The following is a 19,441-nucleotide window of genomic DNA, read 5'->3' as shown; positions in this document are numbered from 1 at the left end:
TCCAAATCTAAAGGCTAGTGTGCCCATCAGGCTCCCCCGGCCGCCACCGATAGACCCGCAAATTGACCCGATCGGCCGCATCAAACTGCACCCCCTCCCGTTCCAGCAACGCCCGCTGCAAATAATCATTGCCCTGCCGAAACGGTGAGTAGGAAATTTCCCCCCGCGCATTCACGACCCGTTGCCAAGGAATGTCTCGATCATCCCCCGCCACCCGTGCCAGGGCATAGCCTACTAACCGCGCCTTGCCCGCCAAGTTGGCCAGCTCGGCCACTTGCCCATAGGTTGCCACCTTGCCTGGGGGAATTTGCTGAACCACCGCATAAATTTGGGCATAAACCGTCATTGAATTGCCATTGCTCCTCAACCGCCCGATCGCTATTCAAGCCGATACTCAAGCCAATATCAAAGCCAAAATCTAAAATCAGACTTTCAATATATTCGCTAAGATTTCAGCCAGGTTTCACCTAGGGCTGAAAGCGGCCACCACCGCCGCCGGCCATATTTTTAAATTGCGTAAACTGCGAATCAAACAATAGGCGAACTGTGCCCGTTGGGCCGTTACGGTGCTTGGTCAGCAACACTTCTGCAATTCCCCGATCGGGAGTATCTGGGTTGTAGTACTCCTCTCTATAAAGCATTAAGATTAAATCCGCATCTTGCTCAATACTGTTATGAACAATGATGTTATTTGCCACGAAATTGTGATGCTCTGGGACTGTTAAATCAAAAACCTCTTCTTCTCCATCTGGCTCTATCGAAACCACTTCATCCCAATAGACATCACTATTAGCCAGATTTTTTAAGCTGCTCGAATCCAGAACTTCTGCAATTCTATTCAAACGTTCACGACTGAGATTCTGTTGCCAGTTTCGCTCAGGTTTAATGCGTGCTTGGATATTATCGCCAAACACTTGAACCGCAAGTTCTTGAACAGCGGTTGCCAAGTCTAAATCCACTGTTGTGTACTGAATCGCGTGGCGCGGAAGAGTACAACCATCACCAATGAGATGACCCATCAGGGCAACTTCTGGCTGTGTGATAGTCGTAGTTTGATTCGGGGCAAGCTGGCGCGGCAGAGCAATTCTCATGCGCTGTTGCAAGCAATCGAGTCGCAGCCAACCATCTAAAGTTAGAAATTGATGGTTAGCCGTTGCACGGATTTGACGACCCAGACGAGTTGTTAAACGGAAGACCGGTTTAATTCCTGTTGAAAAAGCATGGCTAACTCGCTTAGACTCTAGTTTCCAAGTAATTGGATTTAAAGCCAATACAGAGAAGTTTTTTCGTCCAACGAGTTGACGAATGGGTACTCGCTGGCCGCTATCAGCCATGAGCACCAAAGTATCGCCGGTTAAGCAACCTGACTCGCGCAGATCCGACATCATTGGTCGCTTATTTGTTCGTGATTCTACGCTACGACTGAGCTGAGACAGAGCCAAGATTGGCACATTTAATTCCCGAGCCAGGGCCTTGAGCGATCGAGTAATTTTTGACAACTCCTGTACCCGGTTATCGCCGCCTCCTTCCATCAATTGCAGGTAATCAATCACAATTAGCCCCAATGCGCCGCCGCGTTCCGCTTGCAGGCGACGAGCTTTTGATCGCATTTCTGTAATTGAAATATCCGCTGTGTCGTCAATATAAAGCTTCAGATTAGAAAGACCTTGAATGGCCGACCCAATTCGCCCCCATTCGTTTTCGCTAATCCGTCCCGATCGCAGGCGATTACTTTCAATTTGCGCTTCGCTGGAGAGCATCCGATACATCAGTTGCTCCTTCGACATTTCTAGACTAAAAATGGCGATCGGGAGGTTATGAATTGCAGCCACATTGCGAGCTGCATTCATCACAAAACTGGTTTTGCCCATTGAGGGCCGACCCGCCACAATGATCAAATCCGATCGCTGGAATCCCTGAGTCATCGCATCTAGATCATAGAAGCCGCTGCTCAGTCCCGGCATCTGAGATTCCAGGGCCCGACTTTCCAGCTCAAAGAATGCTTCCGAGAGAATCACCTCCGCAGAAGTCAAATCGTTTTTGGCTTTGGATTGGGTGATATTAAACAGGCGCTGTTCTGCGCGATCGAGCAATTTTGCCAACTCTTCCCTATTGTCAAATGCCAACTGCGCAATATCACCGCCCACGGAAATTAGCTGTCGCCGCACATATTTATCGGCAATCAAAAGGGCATAGCGATCAATATTGACTGCGCTAACGGTGCGATCGAGCAGTTGCGATATTTTTTGCGAGCCGCCTACTTTTTCTAAGAGGTCTCGATCCTTCAACCAAGTGGTCACCGATAGCAAATCCGTAGGATTGCCTCGGGCGTGCAATTCACGCATGGCTTCAAAAATGGTGCGGTGGGCACTTAAATAAAACGCCTCCGGTGTCAGAATTTCAGCAACGCGGTTCATCGCTTCCGGATCTAGCAAAATGCCGCCAAGGATCGACTCTTCCGCGTCAATATTTTGCGGCGGCAGTCGATCGCTCACGGTCGAAAAATCAAGCGACTCACTCATATTGCAAACAAGTTTGATCGATGGGTTCGCGATCGCAAAAATAAAGAAAATAGGGAATCTAATAGGAAATTCAGGGCCATGCGCATTCTGATCGGCACTATGCCACAGAAATGGGGGCTGGAACTAGCCAGACCCCCATGGGCGTGAGTTGCTCGGAATCCCGCTGGGGATCTGAGCGATGGATAGGATATTCAGGACAGGCATGATGGAGAGCGGGCCACCAGCGATCGACCATGAGCGATCGCCTAGCTGATGTGCCCAGACATCCCGGCGGCAATCCTACTCGGCAATCACTTCGATCGTCGCCGTTGCCACCACTTCCGGATGCAACTTCAGCGACACCGTGTACTTGCCCAGCTTGTTAATTTCAGGCAAGGTCATATCGCGGTGATCCAAATCGATCCCGGCGTATTCCTTCACCTTGTCAGCCACTTCGCGGGTGGTCACAGTTCCAAAGATCGCATCGCCTTCGCCCACCGACTTGGCAATCCGCAGCGTGCCCACGGTAGACAGAGCCGTTTTGTTGGCTTCTGCGCGTTGTTTTTCTTCAATCTTGCGTTGGCGCTCGGCCTCGCGGCGGCGCTCCACTTGCTTCAAAATTCCAGGGGTTACGTTAACGGCTGCCCCCTGAGGCAGCAGGTAGTTGCGGGCATAACCGGGAGCCACTTCTACCAAATCGCCGGTCTTACCCAGCTTGCTAACGTCTTTGCTCAGAACTACTTGAACTCGCTTAGCCATGGTTGAGGATATCGTGTGTTGGGCTGTTGATGGGCGGGTCGCTGGGTAAGCACTCGGGCACTGCGCAATTACGGTGTAGGAGCGATGTCACGCGCACCGATCGCGCCCCACTCAACAAACTTTTAGACATTGCCAGACAAAAGGCAATTTCCAATATTAACAGCTATGTCGAGCTTGGCAGCAGTCTGAGGACGAAGATTCATCAGCGAAGCCTGGCGAAAATTGTCTAAATCCTTAGCGTGTGCCCGATCCCTGGCTGCGGCTGGGGCCGCCGGAGTCTGGAGGGGTGGGCGCTGGCTGTTGGGCGGCCGCTCGCACTAACCAACTCTGCTCGGGAGAGCCGGCCAGGGCAAAGCGCTGGCCCCGACCCAGCCAAGACCAGGGTTCCACCACCGCCAACAGCCCCCAAGCCAAAATCACCATTCCTTTGATCAGGGGTTGCGATCGATCCAGGATCGCAGCGGATCGACTTTCGCCCATGACCAATCTTGCTGATTCCCCTTCCGATCGGTGCATGAGTCGTTGGGGGCGAACCACTGTCCTTCGATCGCAACAGTCCAACATCACAAACCTCCCTAGTGCTTCAAAAACACAAATTAAAGGGCGAAGCTTAACAAGCAATCAAACCAAAACTGAATGGTTAATGGTGATTTTTGAATAGCAATGATTCATTTCAAGCATTCATTTCAGTCATTTATTTCAGTTATTCATTGTTGCAATTCATTAAAATCATGAATTGCAAATCATCAATCGCAAATGATTGATCGCAAGCGGCTGATTACAACGGTTAACAGCATGGTTCACAGGCTGATCACAGTTGGTCACGGTTGGTCAGAACCGCTACCACCCCAAAAAATTGATGACCTAGCAGGGGATGCTCCCGATCGTGATGTTGGTTTCCAAACAATCCATCAAATTACGAAACAATAAACAAACATCATGATCAGAGTGATCTTGACTGATCTTTGATTGTCCAAGCTTGATGATGAAAACTAAGTTAATGGAACCTAATTGGCACAAACTCAGTCAGTGGTCATCAAACTCAGGCTTCCAAAGGTTGCAATCAAGAGTCGTAACCCAAAATTGCAGCTTCAAGTTACAACTTGTAATCGCGACTCAGAATCTTGACCCCGAATCTCAACTCAAGATTGCAACTCAAGATTGCGGCTTAAAATCGCAACTTTAGGGCTGCTTCTACGGTTTCGTGGGCAAGCTTTGGAGCTTCGGTTTTAGCACTGATTTTACGCATTGACCATAGCCCTCTAGTAGTACCGTAGAACGGATATGGGTAACTCATCAGATCTCTTGGGAATTCTGAAGAAAATCTTAATATCCAACATCATAGCCACTACTAGTCTGGTGAATTTCTTGTGCCTCGACCGCTAATTCACCTCAGCACAAAATGCCTGAAGCCTTTGCCAAAGCTGGGTTTCCAGGATCAGCAGGTGGGCTTTCTTATATCTGATAAATTGCTCAATTAAACCCACAATTATTCCCGACTACGGCCCCATCGGGCCGAGCCGCAATCGTCGTTCAAGCTCCGTGCTCCTATTCCGTACCCCCGTTCCGCGCCTCTGTTGCGCCTAAGTTTCCCATTCCCAATCAGGGCTAGTCATCGAAGAAAAATCCGGTTCATTAGCCCTGAGCGGGATTGGTTAAACTTTTTGAGCAATCCATGACATGGGATTAAAGAAAATACCAAATTTTGGCGAAAATTCGTAAAAATTCAGGGACGATCGCCTGTGGAAATCCTGCAAGTGATTAGTGGTTGGCGATCGGCGCTTTTTGCTGCGGCTAGGCTGCTTGTTGCGGTTATTGATTTAACCACTCCATGAGTTCGGCGGGGCTGAGTCCCAAATCTTTGGCCAGGCGATCGGTGTCGCTGCTGCCGCCAGCATCGCGGATTTCGGCCAGTTCTTGCGCCGATCGCCCCACAATTCGGGCAATGTTTTTGAGCTGCCCGTCATTAATCGGCCGCCCTTCGTAAATATCCTTCAGCTCGGGAGGCGAAAGACGATAGGAATCGCAAAATTGCACAAACTCCTGGCTCCCCATGCCCAGGGCGGCTTGGCGATCGCGCAGCAGATAGGCAATGGCGCGGGGGCCGCTGGTGGGGCGAATGGTGGTTTCCAAGTACCGCAACATCAGTTGGCCCACCTGTTGGGAGTTGCCGCCCATTTTGGCCACCATATCGGAGCAAAGGCGCTTGAAGGCTAAACGCAACACGGTGTTAGTCGCCTCTAGTTTCTTTTCGCGATCGAACAGCTCAGACAACTGGTTAGCAAATTCACTGGTGCACCATCCCACCTCTTCGCCGTTGATGGTGAGGCTGGAATACCAACGCTGGGGGCCAAATTGCACCTTGGGGCTGTCTGTCGCCACGATCGTCTCCTTATGCAAACGCAGGTATATGCAGGGCCTGAAAATCCTGAAAACACTGAGCGGGTTGGGTCGATCGGGGTTCGGGGCGTTGGCGACGCAGAATTCTGAATTCGCAGCTTGCCTTGACCTTGGTCGATGCAACCCTCTCCATCATCATCATCCATGATCCACTCTGACCATTGAGAGATCATCTCAGAGATTATCCCCGGCCCTTCAGCATCATGGATGATCAAAACCAGGGACGATCAGACGATTAAATGATTTTCTAACGATTTTATGGACGATTGAATGCTGATTGGATGATTTGTTAATGATTATGGGGATTTCAGGCGAAACTAGCCGCGCCCGCCACCGAAAGCCCCAACCACGAGCGGCGGCCGAAACGCCCAGAACCGCTTTTTCGATGTTTTGCAATTAACTCTCGGGCAAATTGGGTCGATCGAGGGGCCGACAAAAGGTTTCGACTCCTTGATGGCTGACCCACAGAACCACGGGCAACAGCAACACGGCCGGACAGGGGGGCTGATCATCCAAATAGCCCAGGGTGGCTGCGATCGCCCCTTGGGCTAGGGATTGGCGAACCGGTTCTTGCACGCAGAGCCGGGCACGACATCGCTTGGCCAAGCCTTCCAACCAACCATCACTGCGATCGGGCTGTTGACCGGCCCGAATGGCCAGGGCGATCGCCGCATCTTCGAGATCGCCTTCGCAATCTTCAATCTCTGCCAGGGCCTCCAAAGCAGTGGGATATTCTGCTAACTCAACCCGCAGTTGGGCGATTCTGTCCGTTGACACTACCAAACGATTTTCGTTGCTCATAAAATCCGCAATTCGTCCGCAATCGATCGGCCTGCCTCAGTCCAGCACCCGCGAGCTAGAGACTGGCGACCCCTTCTAGCAACCAACATCAACAGAAATATCAAACAGAAAAATCAACCAGAAGAAATATCAAACAGAAAAATCAACTCATCAACAAAAACGTTAGCCAAGCCCATGTACTCAACCATTGACTCAGCCCATGTACTCAACCATTGACCCAGCCGATGGACTAAACCAACTCAGTGATTTGGTTCGTCTAGTCCGCCGGTCAAGGCCAATGGTCAAACCCATGGGCCACTGCCCGTTTAGTACAAATACACTTCGCCCTGTTCGGTCACGTTCACGTAGTTCACATCGTGATCAATGTTGTCGGTGGCGGTTAACACCAGCTCCAGATCGCCTTGGGGGGTCACGGTGGGGCGAGCCAACAGAAAACCGCGATCGGCCCGATACAACACCAAATTGCTCGGGGTGGGCAACATCTCCAAAACGCTGGTGGCGCGATCGGGAGAGTCTAGCTGACCGGTCAACAGGCGATCGCCCGTTACGCCAATCACCTCAAAGGCCACCTTGGCATTGGTGAAATTCACTAACCGCACAGTCACCTTGCCACCCTTGAGGGCCAAGCGCGAGGCGGGCAATGGAAAACGAGCTGGCAAGGGCAGCCGGTTTGCTTCGGCGCGCGTGTTGGGGCTGTTGGGCACGGCGCGGGCCGGTGCGGGGGTGGGGGTTTGGGGACGGGCTGGCGGGCTGACGGGCTGTTGACCAGCGGCACAGGGACAAGCGCACTGGCATTGGCCAGCGGCCGGTGGCCGAGGCGGGGCCGTTTCCGCCGTCACGGACTGACTTAAACCCAAAACACCGCCATACAGAAGGGCCACCGCCCCGATCGCTCCCATGCCCGATCGCCCCAGAAAACGCCGTACCATCGCTTTACTCCTCAAGAATCGAAAAAAATCGAATACCCACCACAAGGTTGTCTCAATGCAGCATCAAGCGACATCTGAATTCAATCAAACTCAAACCAGAATCAAACTCAAATCTCAACGAGGCCGATGAAGACCCTTGGGCCCGTCCTCTCGCCAAGACAGAATCAGGGTTTTGAAGACCCGATCGAAGATCGTTAAATCGAAGATCGTTAATTAGCCCTCAAGATCCTAATCCTAGAGATCCTGAGTCCTAGAGATCCTAGGGCTTTTGGAACTCCCAAGGCTTCCGAAAATCTTCCGCCGGCACGCCTTGCAGCGCCTTCAGCATAAACTCCCGCCAGATGGGAGCCACATAGCTGCCCCCCGTGGCCCCATAGCCGATCGGGCGGTAATTGTCATTCCCCGCCCAAACCGCCACCGACAGTTGCGGCACATAGCCCACAAACCAAATATCCCGCTCTGAGTCCGTTGTGCCCGTTTTGCCCGCCGCTGGCCGGCCAATATTGGCCGTCTTAGCCGTGCCGTTGGTAATCACCCCCCGCAGCGTATCCGTGAGGGTTGCCGTCGCCCAAGGATCCAGCACCAATTGCGGCCGGGGCGTGTTGTCTAAGAGCACTTTCCCGCTGCTGTCGGTCACCTGCACAATAAACGTGGTGTCCGAATGCCAGCCATTATTGGCAAACGTGGCATAGGCTCCCGCCATTTCCAACGGGGTCACGTCCTCCGACCCCAACGGCAAGGACAGCACCGGCTCCAGCGGGCTTTGGAAACCCAACAGCCGACAGGTCTCAATCACCTTGTTCAGCCCCACCTCCTGGCCCAGGCGCACCACGGGAATATTCAACGAAATTTCCAAGGCCCGCCGAATCGAAACCGAGCCGGAAAAGCCGCCCCCGTAGTTTTTGGGTCGATACATCACGCCCCCATCGTTGTAGCTGACGGGTGTGTCATTCACGGCAGAATTGGGCGTGTAACGGCCGGTGGCAAAGGCCGCGTAATACACAAAAGGTTTGAAGGCAGATCCCGGCTGGCGCATGGCCTGAATGGCCCGGTTGAACTGGCTCTTGCGATAGTCCACGCCGCCCACCATGGCCTTCACGAAGTGGGTGCGCGGATCCACCGCCACCAGGGCCACTTGATCCGCTCGCAACCCGCGCGATCGCATCCGGGCGTGGGCCGCGCTGACGGTGGCCTCAGCCATGGTCTGAAAATCAAAGTCCACGGTAGTTTGGATCCGCATCCCCCCCTTGAACAGATCTTCGCGCCGGAAGCGTTTCTTTAGCTCTTGGGTCACCGCCTCGGTCACGTAGGGCAGCTTACTGGACTGGAAGGAAGTGCTTTTACCTAAATTCAGCGGTTGATTGCGGGCGGCCAACTCCTCGGCGGGCGTGATCCAACCCAAGTCCAGCATTCGCCCCAGTACGATCGCCTGGCGTTGCTTCGCTCGCTCGAAGTTCAGAAACGGACTGTAATCTTCGGGAGCTTGGATCAGGCCCGCCAGCATGGCGCTCTCGGCCAGGTTCAAATCGGCGGCCGCCTTGCCAAAGTAGCTGCGGGAGGCGGTTTCAATGCCGTAGTTATTGTGGCCCCAATAGACTTGATTGAGATATAGCTCTAGAATTTCGTCCTTTTTCAGGATTTGTTCCAAGCGCAGCGACAAAACCGCCTCGGCCACCTTGCGGCTAATTCGGCGCTGGGGTGACAGAAACAGGTTTTTGACCAACTGCATGGTCAGGGTGGAGCCACCTTCGGAGGTGCGTCCTCGCTCCAGGTTGGCGACCAGGGCCCGCATGATGCTGCCGGGGTTGATGCCAGGGTGCTGATAGAAGCTGCTGTCTTCGATCGCGATGACGGCTCGCTTGAGGTGGGGCGAGATTTGATTTAGGGGGACCACGACCCGGTTGGCTTCGTCGTGCAAGCTGGCCAGCACACGCCCTTTGATGTCGTAGATATAGCTGGTTTCGCTGGGAGTGTAGGTTTGCAGAATCCGCACGTCCGGTAGGTTGCGGAAGCTAACGGCCAAGCCCACCAAGGCTCCGGCCACGGCGGCGCTGCCCAGCATGGTGACGGTCAACAGGGTGCCGCCGGTAATTTGCCCCGCTCCAACGACCAAACGCCACAGGCCCGGGCTGGGAGGCTCGATCGGGGGAGATGGGGCGGGTGTTGATCGGGGCAAGGGGCGAACTCCCGATCGGGGACGACGGGGAGAAGGCTTGTGTGAAACGTTGGAAGACACAGGCGAAAGCAGGCTCCTAACCGATCGCGATCGATGGAATTGCACCGTATCCTAGCATTTGAATTTGTGGGTCAAGTTTAAGATCTCAGCCCTGCGGGGCCAGGAGCGCGATCGGTGACGATTCAGGAATTGGGTTTGCTGTTGGGGTCAATTGTGGCCAGCGTGGTGGGGCAATTTTTGCTAAAAGCGGGGGCCCTGCGCTTGGGCAAAGTGACCGGCGACAACTGGCTCAGTCACTTGCTGTCCATGGTCACCACCTGGGAACTGGTGGCAGGGCTGACGGCCTACGGCCTCGGGGCGATCGCCTATATCCTGCTGTTGACCCGGGTTAAGCTCAGCATTGCCGCCCCTTCCGTTTCCCTGATCTACGTGTTCACGGTGCTGATTGGGGTGGTGGCTTTTGGGGAATCCCTCCCGATCGCTCGGCTCGTCGGCGTTGGACTGATTATGACCGGGGTGGTTTTGGTGGCCTCTCAGTCCTAGGGAACAGCTTGAGCCTTTTGGGTTTTGGATCCTGGGGTCTCGACGGCTCCCCGACCCGGCCACCAAAACTGATTGGGCAAGCGATAGGCCCGCGCCTGATTGGTATCAAAGGCCCAAGCACTCAACTCCGTTGGCTCCGCTGGCAATTCCTCCGGCGTGAAAGCCGCTTGCCAACCCGAAACCCGAAAATCAGCCCCAAGCTTGCGGGCCACATCTGGCCGCGATTCCGTTACCCAAGCGAGGGCGATCGGGCGATCGACCTGGGTTTTGGGATCCCGCGCCGCCAGAATCACCACATCAGCCGATCGCCCCGATCGCTGCAAAATCGCCCACCCCTTCGCCACCCAATGGGGCGATTCAGGATGACTCAAGGGGCGTTGTCGATCCTTTAACACCACCTTCGATTCCCAAGTCCAGCTATCCCACTGTCCTTCAGCCGCACCCGCCAAATCCCGAGAGCCAAACGCTGCCAAATTGGGTGTTTCGATCAGGGGAGGATTAATCACCCCCAAATCATTCAGCGGTCGCAAATATTGCCTCAACAATTGCAGATCCGGGTGAATCTGCTGCAAACCAAATGAATCATAAACAACGGGAAATAAAGTGATACAGGCTTTACCCAACCGTAATTGTCGATTCAAGATTTGCATTCCTCCCAAACCCGCGCGGTAGCTGTTAGATTCCAAAATTAGCCACACCCCCAATAGAAAAGCAGCTCCCCAAGAGAACCAGCGCCAAAGTTGGTTGATTTTTAGGCCGTTGAAACCAGCTCTAGAACTCGTTCTGGAAGCGATTGTTGAATCGGCTTCAGCAGCAATCCCTTGCGCAGGTCTCAGAGCATATAAATTGCTTCGACCCAGGCTAGTGACAATCAGTCCAGTAATAGCAACCCACAAATAATTAGAAACCGTAATATAGCGCGGAGAAAACGCCTGCTCAATCCCAAAGCCCACTCGCCCCAATGACGTAATGGTTCCACTCAGAAGGCTATAGCTGCCCAAAGACAGCCAAGGGATCATGGCCATCAAAGTACTGTGGAGATTTGGGCGATCGCCTGATTTCTGAAATTGTTGCCAAGCACTCCAAGCGTAAACAGCCACACCCCCCACAAAAGCGATCAGCGCAAAGGCTCCCAAGACCTGAGCCAATTGCTGATCAGAAAAGCTCAAGGGCGCACCCAGAAAACCCAAAAAATATTGCACGAGCTTGAATGGATCTTCTAAGCCCGACAACAAACTTGGCGAATCGGGTGGTTTCACATAGCCATGAAAATAAAAAATCAACGTCCCAGAAAAGCAGGCCAGCCAACCCAACAGAAAAGCCCATGCCTTGCGATTAGGTTGTTGCCAAATTCTAAAACCGATCGGGATTAGGGAAATCAACCAAAAAGTCATGCCATTGGCAAATGTGAAGGTGGCAAACCAAGCCAAACTCACCATGATCAAGAAAATTTGCCATCGGGGTCGATCGCCCCGTATCAACAGCAACATGCCCACCAAGCAAGCAGGTGTCACAAACATGATGTATTGCAGACCCCACAGCAGATTTTCATACTGCAATGGACTACAAAGAATTGTGACAGTTACGGCGGTGGCAACAGCAACTAGCCTCGGTTCGTTAGGAATTGAAAATCTGAGCAGGCGATGAATACCCAACAGAATGAGTAATAGAAGCGTGATCGTTAGGCCCACTTCATAAGCAGCGTTCCAGTGAGTTAATTCTGCTAACCCAACAAGTATTAGGCGTGGAAAAAATTTGCGACTTTCATTGTGTTGAGCAAACAAACTTTCAAGCGTTATGTTCCCATGCTTCCAAGCATGAAAATAAACTCCGATCATCCAACCATCAAAAAAGGGAATATTGACGACATATTTGGCTAGCCAATGCAGCAGCAGTGCAACGGGTACACCAGCCATTCCATAAATCAAGAGGTTGGCTGAAGAAATTCCCATGAAGTGGGCTTGATTGACCCAGTTTTGCAAAATCGAAAAATATTGAAGGCATTTTTTGAGAGCGATTAACCAAGAATTTAGGATGGTCAACATTGATTCTTGAGCTGAGTTACTGAGTCTCAGAGTTGTCTAATTTTTAGAGAAGGTTTGAACAGTGTCAGATATGAATTTTTGAACCATAGGCACAACAAAACCAGGGATCTACATCCCTTGTTTGAGTTGGTTACTTGCGCAATTACGGGCTTAGGATCAGCCGTTTAGACATTTCCTAAGTCCGTGAGTTCCCGTCACTGTAGCGCGAGTTCTGTCCTTTCACCGATCGCAACTCGAAAAAAAACGCCACCGAGTCAAACTCGATGGCGATTTGCTTCCCTGGGTCAAGCCATGGATCCCGAAAAAGCGGGCGAATGTGCCTAAAATTTCACTCCGATTTCCTGGGTCTTAATGGCTTTGAATGCAATCAGAACGCTGACTGAGCCATGATCTAGTAGGAACTGAGGCCCCTTGAATGGAGCACCCGATCGCCCTGTTATGCACCCTGACGGTCAACAATTGAGGGTTGATCGAGGTCGATCGCGGGGCCAGTTCCTCAGATGGCAGACAAAGTGAGATGCGGTAGATGCACGATGCACCCCGATTGAGAGGCAGAATCAGAACTTGCGATCGCCTGAGTGATCGATCGCAATTAATGGAGGAGTCGGGCCTGCATTCACGGTTCGATCGGGCAGGCCAACTCCAGGCAGATACAGCTTGGTAGATGCAGAAGAAGGGAATGAACCCGAACTTTGGCGGAGACTGTGTAGATGCAAAAGTCGCCTGAGCGAACCTGATGAGTGGGAGAGCCTTGGCGACCATCGTGCTCAACGGCTCATTTGCGGAGGCTGGTTGAGGGCGCAGAGCCTTATGAACCCAAGATCTTATGAACCTAAGATTTTGAATTCAAGAACTGGCCGGCTAAACCGCAATTCCACAAGGGCGTTGCTGACGATGACCCCACACTTCAACTCAAAACGCCCACCCCTTTTGGGGAATGGCAACGGCGTTGAGACAATTGACCCTAAACCCTCATTCAGCAACTTCCCAAGGAACTTGCAAGAAGTTTGAGTTAGTGTTTTGCCTTGGGTTTGAGTATAGCAACTTTTTTCCGAGAATTTACGGAGATTACTCAATTTTTTTGAGAAGTCCTGGCAAAGCTTGCTGCTTTTCTCCGTACAGATTCTGGGGGCGACCACACAGTCTCAGACGCAAAAATTATTACCGGTCAATCTTTTCGGGCTTTGAGCTGTGTGATTCAGCATTCGTCACTCATTTCTTGGCGAGCAATGCATGTATTAAAAATCACTTCAAAAACCGTTACAAATTTCACGCCCCATGAACGGGATGAGCGGGATGATCTGCCCGCCCGCTCTGGCATCCTTACCATCCCCAAGTGCCGGGCGATCCCTTGAAGGGGCCAACAATCTCAGAGGTGATCCAGCCGCCATAAAAATCACCGGGCTGGGCCTGTACCAGCTCGCCATCCACATAGCAGGCATCCACATAGCTCGGGTAAATCGCCACGTAGTTTTGGATCTCGGCAAAGGCGGGAGTCGGCGCGGGATAGAACCAAGCGGCGGCCTCAGCCCGGCGATCGCCCACTTGAATGCTGTAATACCGGGCGACCCCTTTCCACTCGCAAAAGGTCGATCGGGCAATTAGCTCAAAATATTCCTGCCGCAAATCCTCTGGGGGAATGTAATAAACCGGCGGGTGGCTGGTTTCCAAAACCCGTTTCGCTTGGTGGGTTTCGGCAATCACCACACCATTGAACTCCACCCGAATTTGCTTACCCGAGTCTTCCCAGCGCGGCGGCCGGGGATAGTCCCACACGGATTCTTGGCCAGGACCGGGAACCATTCGATCGGGATGTGCCATCACTCAAAACCCCAGTTGAATCGTTTTGTTGAATTTTGCCGCTGAATCCTTTGAAAGTCACTGGGAATCGCCTGAGTGCAACCACCCCCAGCCCAAACACTGCTACGACATCGCTTTGCTAGACTGAGAACCGGGGCTTAACGTTTCTTAAAACCCAAGCCCACAGCAGAAGATTTTCATCGGTTTCCTGGGGCCACCCCCCCTTGATCACCCCCTAATTCTGTTTGCTGCCCTTCGCACCGTTTGAGGAATCATTACATGGCTCCAACTTTGCTGCTGTCTCGGGATGTGCCCGAGTTGCGTTACCTGCCCACGGTCGATCGCTTCGATGAAAGCTGGCGATCGCCCCTTTCGACCTTGTTGGGTTGGGGGCGCGCCGCCGGAGCCGATTTTGTGGAATTTTTCCTGGAGCGCAGCAACTACATCAACTGCCTGGCCGAAGACGATGCCATCACCAGCATTGCCCCCCGACTGGCCACCGGCGCGGGGGTGCGCGTGTTTCGCGGCCATGCCGACTGCTACGTCAGCACCAATGATCTGACCTTTGCCGGGTTGCGATCGGCCTTGGAAAAAGCCCTGGCCATCCTGGGATTGAGCCTGCCGGGCCCCAATGCCTACATCCCCGAAGTGAACCTGGAACCCCTACGGGACTACGTGGCCACCAAAGGCAAGGATGCTTGGTTGGGCCAATGCAGCTCCATGAAGGAAATGGGCGAAGTGCTGTTGGCGGCCAATGACGCGCTGGCCAAGCAAGGCAGCCATGTGCAATCGCGGCGATCGAGCTATTTTCGCGACTGGCAAGAAGTGTTGGTGGCCGCCAGTGATGGCGTGTTTGCCCACGACATTCGCCTGACCCAATCGGTGGGGTCGAGCTTGCTCTGTGCCGATGGGGCCAATCGATCGTCCATTGGTCAGCGGGCCGGCGATGCCAGCAATCCCCAATTCCTGCGGGATTGGGACTACGAAACCTTCACCAGTGGCATTGCCGAGTCGGCGGGCAAAATGCTCTACGCCGACTATGTGGAGTCGGGCAACTATCCCGTGGTCATGGCCAATGCCTTTGGCGGCGTGATCTTCCACGAAGCTTGCGGCCACCTGCTGGAAACCACCCAAGTGGAACGCAAAACCACGCCATTTTGGGACAAGAAAGGCGAAAAAATTGCCCATGAAAATTTGACTGCTTGGGATGAAGGCTTGAGCGACAACGCCTTCGGCACCTTGGATATGGACGATGAAGGAATGCCGGTGCAGCGCACCTTGCTGATTGAAAATGGCATTCTGAAAAACTTCATTTCCGATCGCGCGGGCTTTGTGAAAACCGGCCATCCCCGCACCGGCAGCGGCCGCCGTCAGGGCTACACCTTCGCCGCCGCCTCGCGGATGCGGAACACCTACATTGCCCCGGGCGAATTCTCGATCGATCAGTTGTTTGGCTCAATCGATCGCGGCATTTATTGCAAGCGGATGGGCGGCGGCAGTGTCGGCCCCACCGGTCAATTTAACTTCGGCGTGGATGAAGCTTACCTGATTGAAAATGGCCAGCTCACCAAACCGCTGAAGGGCGCAACCTTGATTGGGGAAGCCGTAGAAATCATGCAGAAAATTTCCATGTCTTCCAATGATTTGGCCCTGTCGCCGGGGTTCTGTGGATCGGTCAGTGGCAGTGTCTATGTCACCGTGGGTCAACCCCACATCAAAGTGGATGCAATTACCGTGGGAGGTCGCTAAGTCGTGGCAATTTCAATTGAACAATTGGCAACGGATGCCCGCGATTTGGCAACCAATTTGGGCATCAAACAATTTGATTTGTACGGATCATCCGTCGATGAAACCAGCGTCAAAGTGCGCGACGGCGAGCCGGAACAGGTGAAAGCCTCCCAGAGATCGGGCGTGACCGTGCGGGTTTGGAACCAAGACGGGCGCGTGGGCATCACCTCCACCACCGACATCGATCGAGCCGGGCTGGAACTGGCCCTGCGCACCGCCAGCGAGGCCAGCGCCTTCGGAGCCACGGACAATGTGCCGGACTTCAGCCCCGAAGCCACCCAGCCGATCAATGGCAACACCAGCGACATGGCCCCGCCCGCCCCGATCAACACCCTGATCACGGCCCTGGCCGATGCCGAAAAACGGCTGCTGGATGCCCACCCGGCGATCACCTCCGTGCCCTACAACGGCCTCTCCCAAAGCGACACGGAACGGTTTTATCTGAACAGCGAAGGGGCCCTGCGGCACGAGGCCCGTTCGATCGCCTCCATGTATCTCTACGCCAAAACTGAGCAGGAAGGGCGCAAACCCCGCAGCGGCGGCGCATTCCGCATGGCCCGCAGCTTCGATCGCCTCGACCTAGAAGGCTGCCTGCAAGAGAGCACCGAAAAAACCCTCAGCCACCTGAACTACGACAAAATTCTGTCGGGCAAATATCCGGTGGTCTTTTCGCCAGAAGCCTTCCTCAGCTTGCTGGGAGCCTTTTCCAATCTGTTCAACGCCCAGAGCATTTTGGATAAGCAAAGCCTCTCGACCCCGGATTCGCTGGGGCAAACCCTGGCCGCGTCGATCCTGTCGCTGGCGGACGACGAGCACCACCCCGGCAACATTGGTGCGAGCTGGTTTGACGGCGAAGGCACCCCCACCCGCCGCATCCCGCTGATCACCGATGGGCAACTCAGCAACTTCCTGCACAGTGCCGGAACCGCCAAACGCCTGGGCGCACAACCCACGGGCCACGCCAACATGGGCGCAAAGGTGACGGTCAGCCCTGGCTACTGGCACGTGTTCTCGAACCAACCGGGAGACCTACGCTTGGCCGATGCCGAGCAGGTAATCTTGGTGGACGATGTGAGCGCGCTGCACGCGGGGGTGAACGCTCTAGAGGGATCGTTCTCGCTGCCCTTTGATGGCTGGCTGGTGAAACGGGGCGATCGGGTCAGCATCGAATCCGCCACGATCGCGGGCGACATCCACGACCTGCTGAAGTCGATCATCTGTGTGGAACCCAAGACCGAAGTGCTCCCCGGCGGCACTTGCCCTCGCATTTGGGTGGCGGAACTGTCGATTACGGGCGACTAGCAATTTAACTAGGGCGATCGGTTGGGAGTGGCCGCCTGTTGCTCCCAACCGAATCCCCATCTCCTGGTGATCGCCATGGTTGCTAATTTCGATCGATGCGGCGGACCCCTATTTTTATCCCGATGGAGTTGTCACTTGCGATCAGCGCGATCGCCAGGCCACCAGCCTGATTAGCCATCCCAAGCTGATTATCGAAGTGCTGTCACCCAGCACAGCCCGGTTCGATCGCACTGAAAAACTTGCCGATTACCGAACCATTCTTAGCCTGACTGAGAAGGATAACCCCTTACCGAAACGATGAAATGGTTGGTTTTTTTGGGGGCTTCACAAGGGGCCGTTGCCCCCTGTGAAAACGAGAGACCCGAGCGAGAGGAACCGCTCTAGACCAGTAGGAACCGACTGGCGATCGCGCTGGCTTCCGCCGTTGAGCGACCGCGCAACACCCCAATCAGTTCATCACCGCCGCTGAGGCCCGCCGTGCCGTCATTGTCGATGAACAGACCCAGGGCCGTGGCATCTACGGTGGTAGTACCGAGAACGTAGGTGGCTCCGCTGGCCAGTTGCAGGCGATCGTCCGTGGGGCTGAAGTCCGTGATCAGGGCGTAGTCACCTAAGCCGGGATTGCTGTTGTTGGTGTTGCTGTAAAACGCGCCGCTGCTGTTGCCCAACACAAACAAATCGCTACCGGCTCCACCGACGAGGGTGTCGATTTCGCCAGCGCCCCGGAGACTGTCGAGGCCCGCGCCCGTCAGGGTGTCGTTGCCTTGGTCGCCCGACAGGGAATCGCTGCCCAGGTCGCCAAACAGTTGGTCATCGCCCTGGCCACCAAACAAGACATCGACATCTTGACCACCGCGCAGGAAATCGTTGCCTTGGTTGCCGTAGAGGGTGTCGTTGCCCTGGTTGCCCGCGAGGCTGTCGTTGCCCTGGTTGCCGAAAACTAGGTTGTCGCCACCCCGTGCATCGAGTCGATCGGCGGCGTTGGTGCCGCGAAATTCCCGCGCTACGGGCAGGGCCTCATCAAACCGAATCAGGCCTAATCGCACGGGGGTGACTTCCGTTTCAAAGGGCACGGTTCCGTTGCCGGGCAGGGTGTCGGCCGCCAAGCCGAAGTCGTTGTCGTTGACGATCGCGAGGGTGTTGGCATCAACCCGCGCCAGGCCTTCGGGTTTGTCCACGTTCACATAGCCCGCTTCGGCGGCGTTCACGAGCAACCGCTTGGCAACGGGTTCAATGCCGGCCGCTTTCAGTTCTGCGTAGGTTAGCTGCTCGATCGTTTTGCCGGGGGGCAGTTGACGCAAGTTGGCGGGGGAGTTGATGTTGGTCGCGCCAGCCAGGTCGATCTGATAGATCAATTTGTTGGAGCTGGTGTCGGTCAGGTCGTCGCGTTCAATGACGGCAAATTGACCGCCCCCGATCACCACGGCATCCCCAATTTTGTCGGTGCGGCCATCGCCACTGCGGGTGATGTCATCGAGGATGTAGAGATATTCGGCGGTCACTTCGCGGGTGCTGATGTCCAACTGCACAATCCGCAGGTTGCGCGATCCTCGGGAGGTGGTGTCGGCGGTGCTGTCGGGATTGTCGATCGCGCTTTGGATGAAGGCATAGAGTTTGTTGCCATCCAAGGCCACGGCTTCAAACCCTCGATTGGCCCGTCGCGACCCATAGACGGCGGGTAGGATTTCCGTGCCGAATGTGCCGGCGGGTTGTTGAGCGGCGGCGGCGGTTCCTTGGGGAATGAAGCGGTTGAGGAGTTTGCCGGTGCGATCGAACTGATAGATGGCGGGGCGATATTCATCCACCATCCAGAACGATCCATCGGGGGCCACCACCACCCCTTCCGAGTCAATGCCCACGGGGTCGTTTGTGAGTCGGTTGCCAAACAAGTCCACGGGCACTTCGTCCGTGTAGGCTGCACCGGAGGCGGCCGCTTGCAAGTTGGGCAGGCCGGTGATCGGGCGATTGTCGGCGGCCTTCAGCCCGATCGTCTCGGTGAGGGTGAAGGTGCGAGTGGCCGGATCCAAGGAAAAGCGAATTAACTGCGGCTGAAAATCGGGCAGTGCGAAGGGGCGCTCGTTGCCGGGCACATCGCGCAACAGGTTGGTGGGTTCACCATTGGGGCCGCGATCGGTATGGGTCAGGAATTGCAACCGCCCGTTGGCATCTCTTCCCTCGAAGGCTAACCCGGAAAACCCGCCCAGAAAAATCTGTTGACCGGGCGTGGTTTGGGAAGGGTTGCGGGGGTTGGTCGTGGCTGTTGTGCCCAACAGCGGACGGTTATTCCAATCGAAGGTTGAAATTGTGGCGGCCATACAGCACAGGAAACAATGGTGGGCAGAGGCTCCCAAGCGATCGAATCGCGCCTTGGAGCTTGGCCACTCTATCGGTCTGGGC

Annotated in this window: 14 protein-coding genes and 1 pseudogene; 4 read left to right on the top strand and 11 right to left on the bottom strand. The window is 54.5% G+C overall.

All coding sequences use genetic code 11. From position 1 onward, the window contains the following. Window positions 1–7: 7 nt before the first annotated feature. The 8 genes from ACZA91_RS01100 to ACZA91_RS01065 all read right to left on the bottom strand — a co-directional run bounded on the left by ACZA91_RS01100 (window position 8) and on the right by ACZA91_RS01065 (window position 9,533). Window positions 8–346, bottom strand: coding sequence for an MGMT family protein (locus ACZA91_RS01100; RefSeq protein ID WP_190531805.1), 339 nt, complete (start codon window positions 344–346; stop codon window positions 8–10). 121 nt (window positions 347–467) lie between these two features. Then, window positions 468–2,522: a replicative DNA helicase gene (gene dnaB / locus ACZA91_RS01095; protein WP_463184275.1), complete on the bottom strand. Its 2,055-nt coding sequence runs from the start codon at window positions 2,520–2,522 to the stop codon at window positions 468–470. Window positions 2,523–2,801: 279 nt separating this feature from the next. Beyond that, on the bottom strand, window positions 2,802–3,260 hold the full coding sequence (rplI, locus tag ACZA91_RS01090) for a 50S ribosomal protein L9 (protein ID WP_099533812.1): 459 nt from the start codon (window positions 3,258–3,260) through the stop codon (window positions 2,802–2,804). Window positions 3,261–3,494: 234 nt separating this feature from the next. Beyond that, window positions 3,495–3,824: a hypothetical protein gene (locus ACZA91_RS01085; RefSeq protein ID WP_190527717.1), complete on the bottom strand. Its 330-nt coding sequence runs from the start codon at window positions 3,822–3,824 to the stop codon at window positions 3,495–3,497. A 1,248-nt stretch (window positions 3,825–5,072) separates the two neighbouring features. After that, on the bottom strand, window positions 5,073–5,642 hold the full coding sequence (locus ACZA91_RS01080) for a hypothetical protein (RefSeq protein WP_099533807.1): 570 nt from the start codon (window positions 5,640–5,642) through the stop codon (window positions 5,073–5,075). A gap of 414 nt (window positions 5,643–6,056) precedes the next feature. Then, window positions 6,057–6,437 carry a hypothetical protein gene (locus ACZA91_RS01075; protein ID WP_234406971.1) on the bottom strand — a complete coding sequence of 127 codons (381 nt, stop codon included), beginning with the start codon at window positions 6,435–6,437 and terminating at the stop codon, window positions 6,057–6,059. A gap of 329 nt (window positions 6,438–6,766) precedes the next feature. After that, window positions 6,767–7,390, bottom strand: coding sequence for a hypothetical protein (locus ACZA91_RS01070; RefSeq protein WP_463184273.1), 624 nt, complete (start codon window positions 7,388–7,390; stop codon window positions 6,767–6,769). A 259-nt stretch (window positions 7,391–7,649) separates the two neighbouring features. Continuing rightward, window positions 7,650–9,533 (bottom strand): transglycosylase domain-containing protein, encoded by a 1,884-nt coding sequence (locus tag ACZA91_RS01065; protein ID WP_463186360.1) that lies wholly within the window; start codon window positions 9,531–9,533, stop codon window positions 7,650–7,652. 207 nt (window positions 9,534–9,740) lie between these two features. Between ACZA91_RS01065 and ACZA91_RS01060 the strand changes: the two genes are divergently transcribed. Next, window positions 9,741–10,109, top strand: coding sequence for a DMT family transporter (locus ACZA91_RS01060; protein WP_099533921.1), 369 nt, complete (start codon window positions 9,741–9,743; stop codon window positions 10,107–10,109). Here ACZA91_RS01060 and ACZA91_RS01055 read toward each other — a convergent pair. Together ACZA91_RS01055 and ACZA91_RS01050 are read right to left on the bottom strand one after the other, a co-directional pair. Beyond that, a complete protein-coding gene (locus ACZA91_RS01055; RefSeq protein ID WP_463184271.1) occupies window positions 10,106–11,668 on the bottom strand; it encodes a hypothetical protein in 1,563 nt (520 codons plus the stop codon). The two genes, ACZA91_RS01060 and ACZA91_RS01055, sit on opposite strands and share 4 nt — an antisense overlap. Before the next feature lie 1,809 nt (window positions 11,669–13,477). Further along, window positions 13,478–13,975, bottom strand: coding sequence for a DUF427 domain-containing protein (locus ACZA91_RS01050; RefSeq protein WP_463184270.1), 498 nt, complete (start codon window positions 13,973–13,975; stop codon window positions 13,478–13,480). Window positions 13,976–14,233: 258 nt separating this feature from the next. Here ACZA91_RS01050 and ACZA91_RS01045 point away from each other — a divergent pair, with 258 nt between their 5' ends. The 3 genes and pseudogenes from ACZA91_RS01045 to ACZA91_RS01035 form a co-directional block, all read left to right on the top strand. Continuing rightward, window positions 14,234–15,703, top strand: coding sequence for a TldD/PmbA family protein (locus tag ACZA91_RS01045; protein ID WP_190531816.1), 1,470 nt, complete (start codon window positions 14,234–14,236; stop codon window positions 15,701–15,703). Between the two features lie 3 nt (window positions 15,704–15,706). Then, complete coding sequence (locus ACZA91_RS01040) at window positions 15,707–17,044, top strand: TldD/PmbA family protein (RefSeq protein ID WP_463184268.1); 1,338 nt, start codon at window positions 15,707–15,709, stop codon at window positions 17,042–17,044. Between the two features lie 97 nt (window positions 17,045–17,141). Continuing rightward, window positions 17,142–17,318: pseudogene (locus tag ACZA91_RS01035) on the top strand (Uma2 family endonuclease); the annotation flags it as partial. Between the two features lie 106 nt (window positions 17,319–17,424). Here ACZA91_RS01035 and ACZA91_RS01030 read toward each other — a convergent pair. Beyond that, complete coding sequence (locus ACZA91_RS01030; RefSeq protein ID WP_463184267.1) at window positions 17,425–19,359, bottom strand: esterase-like activity of phytase family protein; 1,935 nt, start codon at window positions 19,357–19,359, stop codon at window positions 17,425–17,427. Window positions 19,360–19,441 lie beyond the last annotated feature (82 nt).

This window comes from Limnothrix sp. CMB-01 (assembly GCF_055193175.1).
Note: the sequence above shows the minus strand (reverse complement) of the source record. Positions and strands in the feature narration are given on the sequence as shown.